This is a genomic window from Hymenobacter psoromatis (assembly GCA_001596155.1).
In the GTDB taxonomy this organism is placed as follows: Bacteria; Bacteroidota; Bacteroidia; order Cytophagales; family Hymenobacteraceae; genus Hymenobacter.
On record CP014769.1, the window covers coordinates 121,910 to 137,503 of the forward strand.

The 15,594-nt window shown below is 61.5% G+C and carries 18 protein-coding genes; 10 read left to right on the plus strand and 8 right to left on the minus strand.

Annotated features, from left to right (window positions below; genetic code table 11):
- Nucleotides 1-368: 368 nt before the first annotated feature.
- Nucleotides 369-764 (minus strand): hypothetical protein, encoded by a 396-nt coding sequence (locus A0257_22900; GenBank protein AMR25539.1) that lies wholly within the window; start codon nt 762-764, stop codon nt 369-371.
- Nucleotides 765-1,156: 392 nt separating this feature from the next.
- On the opposite strand from A0257_22900, the gene A0257_22905 reads away from it, so the two are divergent.
- From A0257_22905 to A0257_22915, 3 genes are read left to right on the plus strand one after another with little or no spacing between them, the layout of a single operon-like run.
- Nucleotides 1,157-1,552, plus strand: a complete 396-nt coding sequence (locus A0257_22905) for a hypothetical protein (protein AMR25540.1) — start codon at nt 1,157-1,159, stop codon at nt 1,550-1,552.
- Between the two features lie 35 nt (nt 1,553-1,587).
- Entirely contained in the window at nt 1,588-1,959 is a 372-nt protein-coding gene (locus tag A0257_22910; GenBank protein AMR25541.1) for a transposase, read from the plus strand.
- Nucleotides 1,960-1,994: 35 nt separating this feature from the next.
- The gene (locus A0257_22915) at nt 1,995-2,369 is read left to right on the plus strand and encodes a hypothetical protein (protein AMR25542.1); all 375 of its coding nucleotides are present in this window, start codon (nt 1,995-1,997) and stop codon (nt 2,367-2,369) included.
- Here A0257_22915 and A0257_22920 read toward each other — a convergent pair.
- Complete coding sequence (locus A0257_22920; protein ID AMR25543.1) at nt 2,362-2,832, minus strand: hypothetical protein; 471 nt, start codon at nt 2,830-2,832, stop codon at nt 2,362-2,364. The genes A0257_22915 and A0257_22920 overlap by 8 nt on opposite strands.
- Complete coding sequence (locus A0257_22925; GenBank protein AMR25544.1) at nt 2,789-3,082, minus strand: hypothetical protein; 294 nt, start codon at nt 3,080-3,082, stop codon at nt 2,789-2,791. The genes A0257_22920 and A0257_22925 overlap by 44 nt, the downstream gene beginning before the upstream one ends.
- A 480-nt stretch (nt 3,083-3,562) precedes the next feature.
- On the opposite strand from A0257_22925, the gene A0257_22930 reads away from it, so the two are divergent.
- Entirely contained in the window at nt 3,563-3,895 is a 333-nt protein-coding gene (locus tag A0257_22930; protein ID AMR25545.1) for a hypothetical protein, read from the plus strand.
- A 191-nt stretch (nt 3,896-4,086) separates the two neighbouring features.
- Here the strand turns inward: A0257_22930 and A0257_22935 are convergent, their stop codons facing one another.
- From A0257_22935 to A0257_22945, 3 genes are all read right to left on the minus strand, one after another.
- Nucleotides 4,087-4,437, minus strand: coding sequence for a hypothetical protein (locus tag A0257_22935; protein ID AMR25546.1), 351 nt, complete (start codon nt 4,435-4,437; stop codon nt 4,087-4,089).
- A gap of 48 nt (nt 4,438-4,485) precedes the next feature.
- Complete coding sequence (locus A0257_22940) at nt 4,486-4,710, minus strand: hypothetical protein (protein AMR25547.1); 225 nt, start codon at nt 4,708-4,710, stop codon at nt 4,486-4,488.
- A 448-nt stretch (nt 4,711-5,158) separates the two neighbouring features.
- Nucleotides 5,159-5,980 carry a hypothetical protein gene (locus A0257_22945; protein ID AMR25548.1) on the minus strand — a complete coding sequence of 274 codons (822 nt, stop codon included), beginning with the start codon at nt 5,978-5,980 and terminating at the stop codon, nt 5,159-5,161.
- Nucleotides 5,981-6,178: 198 nt separating this feature from the next.
- On the opposite strand from A0257_22945, the gene A0257_22950 reads away from it, so the two are divergent.
- From A0257_22950 to A0257_22960, 3 genes are all read left to right on the plus strand, one after another.
- On the plus strand, nt 6,179-7,771 hold the full coding sequence (locus A0257_22950) for an oleate hydratase (GenBank protein ID AMR25549.1): 1,593 nt from the start codon (nt 6,179-6,181) through the stop codon (nt 7,769-7,771).
- A gap of 53 nt (nt 7,772-7,824) precedes the next feature.
- Nucleotides 7,825-8,811, plus strand: coding sequence for a hypothetical protein (locus A0257_22955; GenBank protein AMR25550.1), 987 nt, complete (start codon nt 7,825-7,827; stop codon nt 8,809-8,811).
- 381 nt (nt 8,812-9,192) lie between these two features.
- A complete protein-coding gene (locus A0257_22960; protein ID AMR25551.1) occupies nt 9,193-9,420 on the plus strand; it encodes a hypothetical protein in 228 nt (75 codons plus the stop codon).
- Nucleotides 9,421-9,598: 178 nt separating this feature from the next.
- On the opposite strand, the gene A0257_22965 is transcribed toward A0257_22960, so the two are convergent.
- Nucleotides 9,599-10,438, minus strand: a complete 840-nt coding sequence (locus A0257_22965; protein AMR25552.1) for a hypothetical protein — start codon at nt 10,436-10,438, stop codon at nt 9,599-9,601.
- A gap of 155 nt (nt 10,439-10,593) precedes the next feature.
- Nucleotides 10,594-12,024, minus strand: a complete 1,431-nt coding sequence (locus A0257_22970; GenBank protein AMR25553.1) for a hypothetical protein — start codon at nt 12,022-12,024, stop codon at nt 10,594-10,596.
- A 720-nt stretch (nt 12,025-12,744) separates the two neighbouring features.
- Between A0257_22970 and A0257_22975 the strand changes: the two genes are divergently transcribed.
- Genes A0257_22975 through A0257_22985 form a run of 3 tightly spaced genes read left to right on the plus strand, consistent with a single transcriptional unit; the run spans nt 12,745 to nt 15,578 of the window.
- Nucleotides 12,745-13,575, plus strand: coding sequence for a hypothetical protein (locus A0257_22975; protein AMR25554.1), 831 nt, complete (start codon nt 12,745-12,747; stop codon nt 13,573-13,575).
- 28 nt (nt 13,576-13,603) lie between these two features.
- Nucleotides 13,604-14,080, plus strand: a complete 477-nt coding sequence (locus A0257_22980) for a hypothetical protein (GenBank protein ID AMR25555.1) — start codon at nt 13,604-13,606, stop codon at nt 14,078-14,080.
- A 58-nt stretch (nt 14,081-14,138) separates the two neighbouring features.
- Nucleotides 14,139-15,578 carry a hypothetical protein gene (locus A0257_22985; GenBank protein AMR25556.1) on the plus strand — a complete coding sequence of 480 codons (1,440 nt, stop codon included), beginning with the start codon at nt 14,139-14,141 and terminating at the stop codon, nt 15,576-15,578.
- Nucleotides 15,579-15,594 lie beyond the last annotated feature (16 nt).

Sequence of the window (15,594 nt, forward strand, 5' to 3'; positions counted from 1 at the left end):
ACTAGAATCAAACCTTCTCTTGCTGGCTGGGAACCAGCTAAGAAACGCTTAGGCACGATAAGCTTGTCACTTTGGTCACCGGGGCAAACCAAGGCATAGGCCCCCAACTTGTGCAGGGCCTCGCGGCGCACAAGTTGGGGGCCGGTCAGTTGGTCAGTTAACTTGACGTGGTCCAGTTACGCTGGACAGTTTAGGGCACTAAGTTGGAGAGCATCAAAAAGTGTGGGGCAGTTGGACCAGCGACCAACGGCAGAGCTTTCGCCGACAGGTTTCAAAAGATTGGTGACCGCGACTGCCCCACACTTTTTGATGCTCTCCAGTAGTACCTCCTTGAACTGGCGGACCAGTCTGTGGCTTACCCAGTAGCACTAATCCGTATCGGCCACTACCTCGTTGATAGCCGTCAGCCGGGCCACGACCCGCGCCAGGCCCGCCCCCGTACCATCCAGCTCGACCGATACCACAAGCGGGTGCTTTGCCGGCCGGGGCAGGCCTTCGCCTTTGGGCGCGCTACCCTCGCTGGCTTTGCTTATACCCCCCGGTGCGGCCGGCGCCAACTGCTGGGTAAGGTCCTGGCTCCGGAGCGCTTCAATACTTACCTGAAATATCTGAGCCAACTTGGTCAGTGCATCGAGCTTGGGCGTGGACTTGCCATTCTCGTAGCGGCTAATCGTGTTGTAATCCGTGGCGAGCTGGTCGCCCAGTTCGGACTGCGATAGTTCAGCGCGCCGCCGTAAAAAGCGCAGGTTTTTAGCAAAGTACATGACTATCCGGAAAATCAAGCGAAATTACCGGCCTGTAAATCTGTATTTTACTGCAAATTGCTAAATTTTATCTTGCATAATGCAGCTTTCGGAGCCTAATTTGCTGCATCTTACAACAGTGATTTAGCACGAGTAGGCCCCTGTCTTTTTGCCCACCTGGCGGGTAGCGTAGCCGCTCACTCAGACTGCGTTAGGGATACCTGCCCGCTGTTTTGCGCTAGCCATTTCTACGCAATCCTGGCGGGTTTCCACCACCGAGCCGGCTAACGGGGTAGGACAGTTCCGCCTGGCTACTTGCTTTTATCGTTCCGCTTCTCATGTCCGTAGTTCCCCCTGAAGGCCTAACTGGTTTGCCCTTCGCCCAGGCCTCTCCTTTCCTGCGCTCCCAGGCGATGGCCACTGCGCACCAGATTCTGGGAGCGGCCTACCCCTTTGTAGTGGAGGCGCAGTGGCACCAGGCCTTTGATGACCTGCAATTGCCGCTCTTCCGGTTCGGCGACGGACCAGCCAGCTTCTCCACAGATGGCCTCGCGGCGCTGGTGCAGTATCTCGAAACCCGGTACCGGGCTACTGCGGCGGCGGCACCGACGGCGGCCGCGGCGCCTCCTCCTGCGGTTGTGGCGGTGCAGCCGACCAAGCAAACCTATTCCATCCACCCCGACCTGGTCACGCGCTTGGAGCGCGTCAGCTACTGGTGCCGGCAGACCCGCAGCCGACTGGTCAACCAAGCGCTGAGCCAGTTACTAGACCAATACCCGGAAGCCAGCGTCCCCGTGCCGGAAGCCTAGGAACTGTTCTCAATTAAGGAGTTGTTTATATTTCCATGAACGCAGACCGCACGTTATTGACTGATGCCATGTGGCAGGAGTTATCGCCTCTTTTGCCAGGGCAAGCCGGGGACTGTGGTGTGACAGCTACGGACACGCGGGGCTTCGTGGAAGCAGTGTTGTGGCTGGGCCGCACCGGTGCTCCTTGGCGCGACCTGCCACCCCACTTGGGCCAGTGGCACCGGGTGTACGTGCGGTTTGCTCGGTGGCGGGATAAAGGGACGTGGGAATTGGCAACAGCTTGGTTGATACGCAACAAGCGCCAGATTCCGCGTTCCCAGCAACGCCAAGTGCAGGTGGATTCCACGGTGATTCGGGTGCATCAGCACGGGACGGGGGCTGAAAAAAAAACGGCGAACAGGGAGTAGGTCGTAGCCGGGGTGGGAATACGAGCAAAATTCATTTGGTGAGTGACGGGGCCGGGGACGTGTTAGGCTGGCAGGTCACGGCCGGGCAGGCGGGGGACGCGCCAGCGGCGGCTTCCTTGCTCGCGCCGTGGGTAGCCCCGGCCCAAGAGGTGCTGGGCGATGCCGCCTACGACAGCGATACCTTGCGCGCGCTAATTGCCGAAGCCAGGGCCAATGCGGTTATCAAACCGAACCCGCGCCGGAACAACCCGCCGCATTTCGACCCCTTGGCGTATCGGAAACGCCATCACATTGAACAGACCTTCAGTAAGTTCAAGCAATTCCGACGCATTGCCACACGCTATGATAAACTAGACCGAACATTCGATTCATTTATCTGCTTACGTGTCATTACACTGTACCTTAATTGAGAACAGTTCCTAGTCTGCGGTTATTGGTTAGCCAGCTGATGCTTCGTTCAACTAGCCAGCGCGTCGCGTGAATACAGAATTTGCCCACTTGGCGAACTACTTTTTGGGGCACGAGGACTTCAATCCCATATAATTTGGCCATTTGCTCGACAAACTCCCCGCGAAATCCGCCATCAATGAAGATTCTTTTGACCTGCTTCAGCAGGGGATGGTGGGCCAGTTTCGCCCACCAGGCCAGGGCACTTTGCCCGTCGTGGGCGTTCGCCGGCAGCACGAGCGTGGCCAGGGTGGCCCCCGTGGTGTCGATAAGGACAAACCGCTTGCGGCCTTTGATTAATTTGCCGCCATCGAAGCCGACGGCTTCCGTGCCAGTGGCCGAGTTTTTGACGCTTTGCGAGTCGAGGATGAGGGTGGTGGGTTCAGCTTTTTTTTTCAGCGGCGGGGTATTTTTCGCGGTAATCAACTACTAAGCAAAGATTTATGTTTTCCCACGTGCCGTCCTTGCCCCACTTGGCGAAGTAGTAGTGGACCGTATTCCAGCAGGGGAACTCGCCGGGCAAATCGCGCCAGCCACACCCATTTTTGAGCACGTATAAAATGCCATTTAGTACTTCTTGCAAGGGCCATTTGCTGCGCCGCCGCACCGTAATTAACGGCTCGATGCGTTGCCAATCAGCCAGGTCCAGGTCGGAGGTATATTTTTTTATTCTCATTAGTGATTGTCACGATTAAATCAGCCACAAAGTTAACTTAAACAGCTTCTAAGCAATCATACGAGTAACTGGACAAAGAAATACGGTAAGGGGGGTGTTGTTAAACAAGTAGGGTAAAACCTCCGACTCAGCCGCGCAACTAGCTAATCTCCATGTTTAGCGCGCTGGTTGATAGGGCATTACTTGGTAAGAGGGCGAAATGATAGTCTTAACGTTCGTTTTTGCTACCCGTTCTAGATTGCGTTAAGGAGCGTGAGAGCATCAAAAAGTGTGGGGCAGACGGCCTAAGCACGTATCAATAGTGGTTCTATTGGCAGTGGCCAAGAGCAGGGTGATTTTGCCTGCCCCACACTTTTTGATGCTCTCCAAAACCGTTATCCGCGTCGCCGAGCAGGAACTCGGGGTGAGCCTCGAAAAAAAGTCCGTTACCAAGTAGTCCAACTCCTGCGAGTAAGCCATCCGCGGTTTTGCCTGCGGCGGATGAGCGGGCTATTTAGGTTCAGCCGGCAGGCGTACTACCAACACGAGAATCAGCAATTCACCAGCGAAGAGCGCGACCAGCGCGTGTTGGAGCTGGTGGCCCAGGTGCGGGAAGACCACCCCCGCATGGGTGGCAAGAAGCTGTACTATCTGCTGAAGGAGCCATTGGTCAGTCAAGGCATTAAGCTGGGCCGCGATGCCTTATTTAATCTACTGGCGGCCAATAACTTGCTCATTCGGCAGCGCAAGCGCAAGACGATTACCACCTTCTCCCGGCACCAGTTCCGCAAGTATCCGAACCTGATTAAACTACTACCGGCTGTAAGCCGATAGAATTAGATTCGGCTGAAGCCGACTAAAGTTGGGCAGTAGTAGCAAACGCTTCGGCTCACTCAACATCGTTCTCCTGCTAAGTTGAGCTAAAGCCTTCGCCTAAAGGCGAGGGCTTTACCCCCAGAATCTGACATTAAAAAATAAAAGCCCCGCTTTATAAACAAGGCTTTTGATTGTCTAACAAGATATTGCTAGGCGTGCATCAGCACAAATTCAGCAGGAATTTGAAGCTTGGCGTGTAAGCGCCGGCCTAAGTCCATGTTCACGGCCCGCTTGCCATTGAGCACTTCACTTAGGCGGCTGTTCGTAATACCGAGTAACTGCGCCAGGTCCTGCTTTTTTAGGCGGTGCTCAAACATATAGCGCTCCATGCGAAAAATGAGCGAATCCGGCCGTACTGGCGCGTGGCCGTGGCTATCTTCATACGCTTCGAGGGCATTGCCCAGCGCTTCCATTTCCGATAGGTTATCGGGGTTGTTACTATCGAGGGCTTCCAAGCGGCTCATACCCACTTGGTACGCTGCATCATTTTGGATAGTCATTTTTACAGTTTTTAAAATTTACAATTTACTAAGAGATAATTTCTTAGCTTACAAATTCGCTATGTCAGTAATGCGGTCATACTCCGCGTGCGTGCCGATGAAGCGGATAAAAATCTGGCCGGTAAATGCGGGCAACTGTGAGTAATTAATCTTGACAACCACGCGGTAGCGGTTGCGCAATAAATTAAAAACCCAACGGTTGTTCCCAACGTGGGTAGCGCTCGGGTCAAAAGCCTTTATTTCAGCGGCATTGGCCCAATTCGCGGCGCTCATATCGTCGTAGAGTTCCAGAATAGCATTCGCTACGTCTAGGTGTTCAATAGCATATCTTCTTACTTTTTCTTTGCTTAATACATTCATAATCTGTTTATTAATTTATTTTATTTCCTATCTCATAGTTGGCTTTTTAGTGGCTAACACGACAAAGTTACAATAAATTTACCATAATCGAAAATAATTTACAATTAACAAAAATGCTGCGCTTACTCTCGCGGTGGATTTGGTCTTCTTGTGGCAGCGGGGGCTAAAATTATACTAAACCCATTTGGACCATTGTGTTAGCACATTGCCGCTTGCAAATGCTTGCGGTAGCGTTTGACGCGAGAGAAACTGGTGCTGGTTAGGCCCTACCGTTTCAGTTACGGACAGGCCTTTGTCCGGCGCTTTTCTCACCTTGGTCAGGTTCTGGGCTTTCGTTGGTCTCTAACCGCCCCGCCCGGCGCTACGCGGCGGGCAGCACCAGCACGGGTATTGGGCTATGCAGCAGCACGTGCACCGTTACGCTGCGGTGAAACAACTCGCCCAGGAAGCTGCGGGGGCGCGCCACCAGTACTACCCAATCGAACCCGCCGCCGGCCACGGCCTGCAAGATGCCGCCCGCCGGCGTAGCGTGCACCAGGCTTTGGGTGCGCAGGCCGGTAGTCAGGTCCAGGGCGAGGCCCGTGCGCTCCAGCGCCTCGCGGGCGGCGGCCGTGCCGGCCGCCGCGCTCGCCTCATCGGAGCCGACGTGCAGCACGGTCAGCTCCGCAGGCAGCGCATCGAGCAGGTGCCGGACGAGGCTCGCGTGCGTGCCCAGGCTAACCACTTCAGCATCGAGGGCCCATAGCACGCGGTGCGGGATGATGGGGCGGGTGGGGGCGGGCACCACCAGCATGGGCTGCGGGGCGTTGCGTAAGATGTCCAGTGCGGCGCTCGACACCAGCGCGTCGGGCGTGGCGTCGGTGTTGCGGTGGCCGAGGACGACCAGCGCGGGCTGGTGGCGGCGCAAGGCATCGGCCACTGCTTCGGCTACCCGGCCGTGCGCCGCTTCGGCCACTACGGGCGCGGTAAGCTCTCGCGTCAGGCTTTCGAGCGCCAGGTCGATGGCCGCCTGGCTGAGCTTATCTACCCGGCCGGTGAGGTGCTCAGGGTCTAGGAGCGAGTCGCGGCGCACGTGCAGCAGCACCAGTTGCGCGCCGATGGCCCCGGCCAGCGCGTCGGCGTAGGCCAGGGCGTGGTCGGCGGGTTGGAAAAAATCGGTGAGTACCAGCAGCGAGAGCGTCATTTTGTAAGGGGGTAGGGAAACGCTGGCAAAGAACCGGGCGTAGCTGGCCCCTTGCTATGTTTAGTATCAGCCCTACTGCCTGATTTTAATCATGGGCTGGGCCGGGTGGCTAATGGAACCTTGCAGCCTCTCAGGCCCACCGCCTTACGCTTGACTATCAAAGCGCTAGGGAGGGAAGCTTTTTCACCCACCAAGTTTATGACCCAGTCTATTTCGCCCGCCGCCCGCCACGCCTACCTGGTGGGCGGCGGCATTGCCTCGCTGGCCGCAGCGGCTTTTCTCCTTCGTGACGGGCAGCTACCGGGGGCGAATATTCATATTTTTGAAGAAGCCGAGCTGGTCGGCGGCAGCCTCGACGCGGCCGGGCAGGCCGACCAGGGCTACGTGATGCGCGGGGGCCGAATGCTGAACTTCAGCTACCGCTGCACCTACGAGTTGCTGGCCTCCATCCCGTCGCTGGCGCACGCGGGCCAGTCGGTGCGCGACGATATTATGGCCTTCAACGAGCAGCTCAAAACCCACGCCCTGGCGCGGGTGGTGGACCGCGCCGGCCACATCGTGGACGTGACCTCGATGGGTTTCACCGAGCCCGACCGGCTCGCCATTGTGGAGCTGCTGGCCATGCCCGAGCACCTGCTCGGTACCAAGCGCGTGGATGAGTGGTTTAAGCCCGGCTTTTTTGAGACGAATTTCTGGTTTATGTGGGCCACCATGTTTGCCTTCCAGCCCTGGCACAGTCTGGTGGAATTCAAGCGGTATTTGCTGCGCTTCTTGCAGGAGTTTCCGCGCATCGACACGCTGGCGGGCGTTGACCGCACGCCGTATAACCAGTTCGATTCCATCGTGTTGCCCATCCTGACGTGGCTGCAAGAGCAGGGGGTAGACTTCCGGCTGGGCAGCCAGGTAACGGACCTGGATTTTGCGCCCCACGCCGATACCAAAACCGTAGTGCGCGTGCACTACACCCGCGACCAATCGTCGCAAACCCAGGACGTGCAGCCCCACGATTTGGTGCTGGTCACCAACGGCTCGATGACGGCCAACTCGACGCTGGGCACCATGAGCACCGCGCCCGTGCTCAACGCCGCGCCCGGCGACGGGGCCTGGGCCCTGTGGGAAACCCTGGCCCAGAAATACTCCGACTTCGGCCGGCCCTACGTCTTCGACCAGCGGCTGGATGAGTCGATTTGGGAATCGTTTACGGTGACCAGCCACGGCACGCTGTTTTTCGATTTGATGGAAAAATTCTCGGGTAACCAGGCTGGCACCGGGGCGCTGGTCACGCTCAAAGATTCCAGCTGGCTGCTGTCGGTGGTGCTGGCCTACCAGCCGCACTTTATCAACCAGCCGGCCGGCGTAACGGTGTTTTGGGGCTACGGGCTGTTTCCGGATAGGGTAGGGAACTACGTGCCCAAGAAGATGAGCGACTGCTCGGGCGAGGAGATTCTGACCGAATTGCTTAATCACCTGCATTTTACGGCGCAGCTGCCGGCCATTATCGCCGAGGCCAACTGCATTCCGGCGCTGCTGCCCTACATCACCAGCCAGTTTTTGACCCGCGCCCCCGGCGACCGGCCGCCGGTGGTGCCCGCGGGCTCGACCAACTTCGCCTTTCTGGGCCAGTTCACCGAAATGCCTGATGATGTGGTGTTTACCGTGGAGTATTCCGTGCGCTCGGCCCAGCTGGCAGTGTATGAGCTGTTGCAGCTCGACAAGCAGCCCCCAGCGATTTATAAAGGGCAGCACAGCCCGAAAGTGCTCTACGATGCCCTGCAAACCATGCACCGCTAAGCGATAGCATAAGATGTTGTTTAACTGTTTGTTAACCCTCTTTTATTTTGACCATGAACGTCACCGTTTTTAGCACTATGTCCTTTGAGCGCTCCTTTTTGGAGCAAGCCAACGCGGGCCGGCACCAGCTGCATTTTTATGAGGCGGATGTGGCGGACCAGACCGTGCCGCTGGCCCAGGGGTCGCTGGCGGTCAGCGTGGCGGCCAACGATAACCTGGCGGCCCCCACCCTGGAGCGGCTGGCGGCGCACGGCGTGCGCTACGTGCTGGTGCGCGCCACCGGCACCGACCAGGTAGACCTGCCGGCCGCCCACCGGCTGGGCCTACGCGTGGCCCACGTGCCCGATTACTCGCCCCACGCCATTGCCGAGCACGCCGTGGCCCTGATGCTGGCCCTGGCCCGCCACCTGCGCCAGGCCGACCAGCAGCTGCGCGCCAACGACTTTTGCCTCGATAAACTCATTGGCTTTGAGCTATATGGCAAAACGGTGGGCATCGTGGGGGTAGGGCACATCGGGGCCGTGCTGGCGGGCATCCTGCACGGCTTCGGCTGCCGGCTGCTGGGCGAAGACGTGCAGCCCAACGACGAGCTGTGCCGACGCTACGACCTAGAGTACGTGGCCCTGCCCGAGCTGTGCGCCCAGGCCGACATTATCAGCCTGCACACGCCCCTGACGGCCCAGACCCGGCACCTGTTCAACGACCAGGTATTGGGCCAACTGAAGCCCGGCGCGATGCTCATCAACACCGGCCGGGGCGGCGTGCTCGACACGGCCGCCGCCCTGCGGGCCCTCGACAGCGGCCGGCTCGGCTACCTGGGCCTGGACGTGTACGAGGGGGAGCAAGGGCTCTTTTTTGCTGACCACACGAAGGACCAGCTACGCGACAAAGTGTTTGCGAAGCTGCTCACCTACCCCAACGTGCGCGTGACCGCGCACCAGGGCTACCTCACCCGCGAGGCCCTGACCAGCCTCGCCACGGCCGTCGTGGCCGGCCTCGATGCCTGGGCCGCGGGCCAGCCCGCGCCGCACGAGCTGTAGGGCCAACGCGAGGCACCGGCTGACCGCCGCGGGCTGGTCCACCGGCCCTACCCCCGTTCTCAACTGCTAGCGCTGCTAACAGGCTTTAGGGCCCCGCGGCCTAGCGAAACGAATGTAAGCGCATCCGGGGGATAGCCAGACCACCTGCTACAGAGCGCCGCGCCGGGGCCGCCCGGCCATGACGATAATCAGCTACCGGCTTGCTAATCGTCATGGCCGGGCGGCCGGGTAGCTGGCACCTTTGTAGGGCAAGAAGCTTAGCCGGTGAACCTGGCCGCGTGAGCGGCCCGGCGGCTAAACCGGCGCGGCGCTGACGTTAGCCGCCGCGCTTCGCTAACCCAATCACTTTTCCCATTTCCCTCACTCTCAACCACAAAAGTCATGATGTACGGTAATTATTTCTGGGGTATGAACTTCGTTTGGTGGTTCATGTGGATTATGCTACTGGTCTGGATTTTTGCTACTCCCTTCCGCATCCCCGGCCAGCGCCACCGGCCCGGCACCCCGCTCGACGTGCTGCGGATGCGCCTCGCGTCGGGGCAAATCACTCCCGAGCAGTACCAGGAGCACATGCAGCTGCTGGACACGGGCGAGCTGCGGCGCGGCTGATACGGCCCCGCCGCCGGCCGCACTAAGCCGCGTCTGACCGTTCAGCCAGTCTGTAACGGGACTTACGCCCGGCGTGCCAGCCCATATTTTTCCCCAGCGAAACCTGGCGAGAAATATGGGCTGGCACGCCGGGCGTAAGTCCTGTTAAACAGCTTAGGTACGTAGTCCCACGTACTCCTTACTTAATCACCTGCGCCGCTACGTCGAAGGTGGCGGCGGGGGGTTGGGGGTTCATGGCGGCCAGGGCGGCCACTACGATTTCGGCCACGGCCAGGTCGCGGGCGCGTTTGCTGTTAGCGGGAATGACGTACCAGGGGCTGTCGAGGGTCGAGGTGGCGGCCAGGGCTTCCTGGTAGGCCACCTGGTAGCTGTCCCAAAGGGCGCGCTCTTTCAAGTCTTCGGGCTCAAATTTCCAGCGCTTTTTAGGTTTGTCGAGGCGGGATTGCAGGCGCTTGGCCTGTTCCTCCTTCGAGATGTAGAGGAAGAATTTGATGACGTGGGTGCCGCTGCGGGTTAGTAATTGCTCAAAGTTGATGATGTCCTGGTAGTGCTGCTGCCAGGTCAGGGGCTGGATGAGGCCGTGCACTCGCGTCACGAGCACATCCTCGTAGTGCGAGCGGTTGAAGACCCCGATGCGGCCTTTGCCCGGCGTGTGCTGATGAACGCGCCACAGAAAATCGTGGGCCAGCGCTTCGGCGCTGGGCTGCTTGAAAGCCGCCACCTCGATACCAACCGGGTTTACGCCCGTGAGCAGTACCCGGATGGTGCCGTCCTTGCCGCCGGTATCCATTGCCTGAAACACGAGCAGCAGGCTGCGGCGGTCCTCCGCATAGAGGTTTACCTGGTAGTCGCTGAGTTGCTTGCGCAATTCGTGCTGGCGGTGGCGCAGCTTTTTTTGGTGGTGGGAAAACGGCTCGGTATTGCTCGGGTCAATGTCGGCGAGGCGGAACGGGACGCCGGGCTGCACCCACACGGCGGGCGTGGCGGGGTCAGTGTCCAAATGAGCGGTGGTATTCATGGATAAAGGAAAAAGGGTGGGGTAGGGGGCAGCCATTATTGACCACCCAATCGGTAACTAAAAAAGGTCGGCCGTAACGTTGTCTTTTGAGTGGGGAGTGCCTTAAAGCTGGGCTTAAAAAAAGCCCCACCAACGTTAAATTGGTATCCCGAGCGCTAGTAAGCCAGGTTAATCACTAGGTCGTTGTCCACGTCCCAGGCACCGGCCGCGTGGGCAGCGCGGCCGGCCAGGTCGCGGTCGTGCCAGGTATCGACGGTGCCCGTGAGGGTAGCCCGGCCTTGCTCCACCCCTACCTCGATAGCCTGGCTGTGCAGGCTCGGCGACCAGAACAGCCGGCTGCGGATGCGCTCGGCCAGGGCGAAGTCGGCGTTGGGGCGGGCCAAGCCGGGCTTCCAGGACGTCTGGTAGGCGTCGAAGTGGCCGTTGCCGGGCACAGTTATCCAGTTAGCTATTTCGGCGACCCCCTTGACCCCGGCGGCGACCCGGCCGGCCTGGTCCTGCTCGAAGTAGTTGCTGACCTGCCCGTAGAGCTGGGCCTTGCCGTTGCGCACGTGCACGCTGAATTCGTCCAGGCCCACGTAGGGGTCGCGGGCCAGCGCCTCGCGGATGGTGTGCCCGATGTAGAGGTCGGGAATGAACCAGGGCGTGCGCACTTTCAGCAGATTGAGCACGTCCGTGACGCCCACCACGTGGCGGGCATCGCGCTCGGCGTGCTGCTTGGCGAGCAGGTTGCTCACCGGGCCGCTCAGCGTGACGACGCCGTTACGCACCAGTATCAGCGGCTGGTAGGCCCGCACGCGGGGGTCGAAGCGAAAGGCCGCCCGCACGGCCTCGGCAATGTCCTCGTCGGAGCGCGGCGCGTACTTGTCGCCCCGCAGGTCGCGGTGGGCGGCCCAGTGCAGTATGTTCAGGGCGCGGATGTCCACGTGGGTCGCGCCGGCCTGGTAGGCGGTGGCTTCCGCCTGGGCCAGTTCGGCGGGGGTGCCCACGGTACCCGACAGATAGACCGCCCGGTCATGGGTGCGCACGTCCACCAGGGCGGCATTCACGCGAACATCCCAATCCAGTGCCTCCCGCACTTGGACCGTGATTTCATGGTCGGAGTTTTGTAGGCGGTCCCAGCTAATGGTCAGCTCATCGGCCACTAGGCGGCGCACGCCGCGCACGCCGCGTCCCACGTGCAGCACCAGCGCCTTTTCGGCCCAGCTCTGTACGGTGCCGGTCAGCGTAACTACCCCGTCGCTGGCGGCGACGAGGACATTATAGAAGCTCGTGGCGGGGTCAGTAGCCAGGGCGCTGGCTACCGAGGCTTGCAGCTCGGCATCGGGTACGGTGGGCGTGCTGATGAGCACGTCGTTGACGACCCCGCGTACCCCGCGCAGGGCCAGGGCGATATCCTCGGCCCGCTCCCTGGAGAGCAGGTTGTCGGTAATGCCGGTTAGCTTAACAATACCCTCATGGGTTTCGACGTCAAGTAGATGCGCGCTCACCCCTTTTTGGGTAAGGTACAGCAACTCCAGGGCGGTGGTAATGTCACCATCGGCCAGGTGGTCAGTGGGCGGTGCTACAATTTCGAGAGTTTGCACGAGGGGGGTAAGGGAAAAATGGGAATAGGATGAGTGGGGAGACTATCTCCGGGGCCGCCCGACGGGGGCAGGCCCAAAGGTTCGCCCGCCGCCCGCCGCGGCCCAATGACTAGCAGCCGGCGATTACCTGACATTGGTCAGGACTGGGGAGTAGCTGGCGTTTTCGGCCCGTGGGATTGTCACCTTACGCTGTCGCGGCTGGTGATTTCCCGCCCGTGCCGCAGGTTGGGGCCCCGACATTTCCGCGAAAAGCCAGGGCCGTGAAGGTGGCCCGATAACCTGCGCGTGAACTTGACAATAATCACTAAACGACTATGGACTGTAAGTCCATAGGTTTGAAAGCGAATGGAATTCGGCGGTTTCGGCTAAAGCCGACTGAAAGAAGCCACTGAAAGTGGGTCGCTTTAGAATAAAATTCTGCTGGCTAAACGCTGGCGTCGGTCATTGAGCAAATAGCAATAACTAACTGACAATCAAAAATTAAACAGCCTTGCCTGAACAAGACCGGCAAAAGTGAGTAGCAACTAAAGTCTTGCCCTAAAGGGCATAGCTTTAACTAGCGTACTTGAAAAGTAAATCAGCTGATTTTGCTCATGCTCGCTAGTTCGACCAAGCCCCAATTTTGCTCCCTAAGCCGGGAGTCCCAGTTGGCTAGCGGCGGCGACGCGCCCGGCTATCGTTCGCGCCGGCTGGCTGGCCCGCCCATTTTTCTGCTACCCCGTGAAAGCCCCCGTCCTGCTCGTACACACCGATTTTTCTCCGGCCGCCGACCACGCCCTAGCCTACGCCACCAGACTGGCCAAGCCGCTGGGGAGCCGTCTCGTGCTGCTGCACGTGCGCCGCGACTCCCCGCTGAACCCCGATGCCCTGCCGGGCGATGACGGGTTTGCCCACCTGAGCACGGCCGATACGGGGGTAGCTCTGGGCAGCTTCGCCCACGGCCGGCCCGTGCCGGTGGTGGCCGAGGTGGGCCACGGCCGGCTGCTGCCCACCATTACCGAGGCCGCCGCACGCCATCAGCCCCTGCTCATTGTGCTGGGCCGCCCCAACCACGACGACTTGCCCGATGCCCTGAATGACTCCACGGCCCTGGAAATCCTGCGCCACGCCCCCTACCCCCTGCTGGTGGTGCCGCCCGCCCTGGCGCGCCCGGCCCCGCCGCGCCGCCTGCTGCTGGCCGCCGACGGCGAGCCCTTTGCGCTGGGCAGCTACGCCGACCCGGTCCGCCACCTGCTCGGGGCCTTGCACGCCGAGCTGACCGTGCTGCACTGCGCCCCCGACGCGGCGTTGGCCGCCGCTACCGCCGCCACGGCCCTGGCCTCGGTGGAGCAAGCCGGCCTGGCCCTGGGGCTGCCGCCGGCCCGCGCCCGCCAAGTGGAGGCCGCCGACCCGGCCGCGGGCATCCTAGCCGCCGCCCTCCCCGCCGACTACGATGCCGTGGTGCTGCTGGCCCGCCGCCGCAGCGTGCTGGGCCGGCTTTTTCACCGCGGCGTAACGACCAAGGTGCTGCTACACTGCCCATTGCCGCTGCTGGTACTGCCGGTGGAGTAACGCTTTTTTCATCCTTCATTTCTTACCTGTGGAACTCTACCACCTCCTTTACGAGAGCCAGACGCTGGGCGAATTCGGCGAGGCCGAGCTGGCCGCGCTGTTGCGGCGGGGCCGGGCGCACAACCAGGCCGCTAACATCTCGGGCGTGTTGCTGCACACGGCCGATGGCCAGTTTTTGCAGGTGCTGGAAGGCCCCATAACGGCCGTGCGGCACCTCTACTACCACGTTATCCTGTCCGACACCCGCCATTTTCACTGCCAGGTGATAAGCGAGGGGCCGTGCGCGCAGCGCAGCTTTGCCGGCTGGGCGATGGGCTGCCGCCTGGCCCGGCCCGACGACCTGCGCACGCTGCTGGGCGAAGCACCGGCCAACGACCTGGGGCTCACCCACCGGCCCTACCCCCGCCCGCAGCTGCTGGCGCTGTTGGAAAGCTTCGTGGCGCAAGGCTCCGTCGAAACGGGGCCGGCGCATGCGCTGGATAGCCAGTCCACCCGCCACCGCTAACCCCGTTTCGCCCGTGGCGCTACTCGCTAATATTCGTCTGTTAGGCTGCTGCACCGGCTTGTTGCTGGCCGCGCAGTGCGGCTCTGCGCCCGTGCAGTCGGGGCCGCCAGCCACCCGGCCCGTGGCTGCGAAAGTGCCAACCGATGAGCCAGTAGCCGCTAGCATCCGGGCGCTGCTGGATACGGCCACGGCAGGTAGCGCCGGCCGCGCCGATGAGCGCCTGGGCTTGCAAGCCGGCGTAGCGGTGCGGGCTTTTTACGGAACGACCGGCGCGCCTGCCTGGGTGGCTGGCGATAGCCCCAGCCCCGATGCGACGGCGGCCCTGACCCTGTTGGCCCAGGCCCCCGCGCACGGCCTGCGCCCGGCGGACTACGACAGCGAGCGCCTGTTGCTGCTGCGCGATTCGCTGGCCCGGCCCGGCGAACCGGAAGGTCGCGCCCGCCAGCAAGTGCGCTTCGACGTCTATCTCAGCAATGCGGTGCTGGGCTTCATGCGCGACATCGACCGCGGCCGGCTGCACCGCTACACGGCTTCGCTAAGGGAAAAAGCCGCCGGACCCAGTGGCCAGCCGGTGGCCCGATTGCGGGCGGCGCTGGCCAGCCACGCAGTGCCCGCCGCCCTGCTGGCCGGCCAGCCCGCCAACCGCGAGTACCGCCAGCTGCAGCAGGCCCTGGCGCAGTGGCTGGCGCTGCCCAGCGCCCCGGATTCGGTGGCGCAGCACCAGGCCCGCTACGAGCAGGCGGCCGCCAACCTGGAACGCTGGCGCTGGGACGCGCTGCCGGCCGCCGATTCTGACTACGTGCTGATTAACATCGCGGCCTGCGAGCTGCTGGTGGTGGCCCGCGACTCGGTGCTGCGCCGCCACCGGGTGGTGGTGGGCAAGCCCGCTACGCCTACCCCCACCCTCAGCAGCAGCATCGACCACTTCACGCTGGCCCCCGACTGGCACGTGCCCCGCTCCATTGCCACCCGCGAAATGCTACCCCACCTAAAGCGCGATGCTGGCTACCTGGCCCTGGGCAACTACGCCCTCTACGATGCGCGGGGCCGGCTGCTTGACCCGCGTGGCGTCAACTGGGCGCGGGTCACGGCGCGGAATTTTCCCTATACCATTCGCCAGTCGGCCGGCTGTGATAATGCGCTGGGTAATATCGTGTTCCGCTTCGCTAATCCGTATTCGGTGTACGTGCACGACACGCCGGAGCGCCAGGTATTTGCCCGGCCCTACCGCGCCCTGAGCCACGGCTGCATTCGCCTGGAAAACCCCTTCGCGCTGGCCGCCTACCTGCTGCGGCGCGGCGGCCAGCCGGTGCAGCTGCCCAGCGCGGCCGAGTGCGCCCGCCAGCCCCGCCCTCGTAACGTGCCGCTGCGCCGCCCCATGCCGCTGTTCGTGCGCTACGCCACCTGCACGGCCGAGGGCGGCCACCTGCGCTTTCTGCCCGATTTCTGCCACCGCGACGAGACGATACGCCGGGGGTTATTTGGCCCGAAATCTTAGCTGCTAGTTAGCTGGA

Bases quoted from the DNA above. Each gene is read 5' to 3' on its own strand.
- A0257_22955 (AMR25550.1), top strand. From the start codon at position 7,825: ATGAACGTCACCGTTTTTAGCACTATGTCCTTTGAGCGCTCCTTTTTG.
- A0257_22925 (AMR25544.1), bottom strand. From the start codon at position 3,082: ATGAGAATAAAAAAATATACCTCCGACCTGGACCTGGCTGATTGGCAA.
- A0257_22965 (AMR25552.1), bottom strand. From the start codon at position 10,438: ATGAATACCACCGCTCATTTGGACACTGACCCCGCCACGCCCGCCGTG.
- A0257_22950 (AMR25549.1), top strand. From the start codon at position 6,179: ATGACCCAGTCTATTTCGCCCGCCGCCCGCCACGCCTACCTGGTGGGC.
- A0257_22930 (AMR25545.1), top strand. From the start codon at position 3,563: ATGAGCGGGCTATTTAGGTTCAGCCGGCAGGCGTACTACCAACACGAG.
- A0257_22935 (AMR25546.1), bottom strand. From the start codon at position 4,437: ATGACTATCCAAAATGATGCAGCGTACCAAGTGGGTATGAGCCGCTTG.
- A0257_22905 (AMR25540.1), top strand. From the start codon at position 1,157: ATGGCCACTGCGCACCAGATTCTGGGAGCGGCCTACCCCTTTGTAGTG.
- A0257_22960 (AMR25551.1), top strand. From the start codon at position 9,193: ATGATGTACGGTAATTATTTCTGGGGTATGAACTTCGTTTGGTGGTTC.
- A0257_22900 (AMR25539.1), bottom strand. From the start codon at position 764: ATGTACTTTGCTAAAAACCTGCGCTTTTTACGGCGGCGCGCTGAACTA.
- A0257_22940 (AMR25547.1), bottom strand. From the start codon at position 4,710: ATGAGCGCCGCGAATTGGGCCAATGCCGCTGAAATAAAGGCTTTTGAC.
- A0257_22910 (AMR25541.1), top strand. From the start codon at position 1,588: ATGAACGCAGACCGCACGTTATTGACTGATGCCATGTGGCAGGAGTTA.
- A0257_22945 (AMR25548.1), bottom strand. From the start codon at position 5,980: ATGACGCTCTCGCTGCTGGTACTCACCGATTTTTTCCAACCCGCCGAC.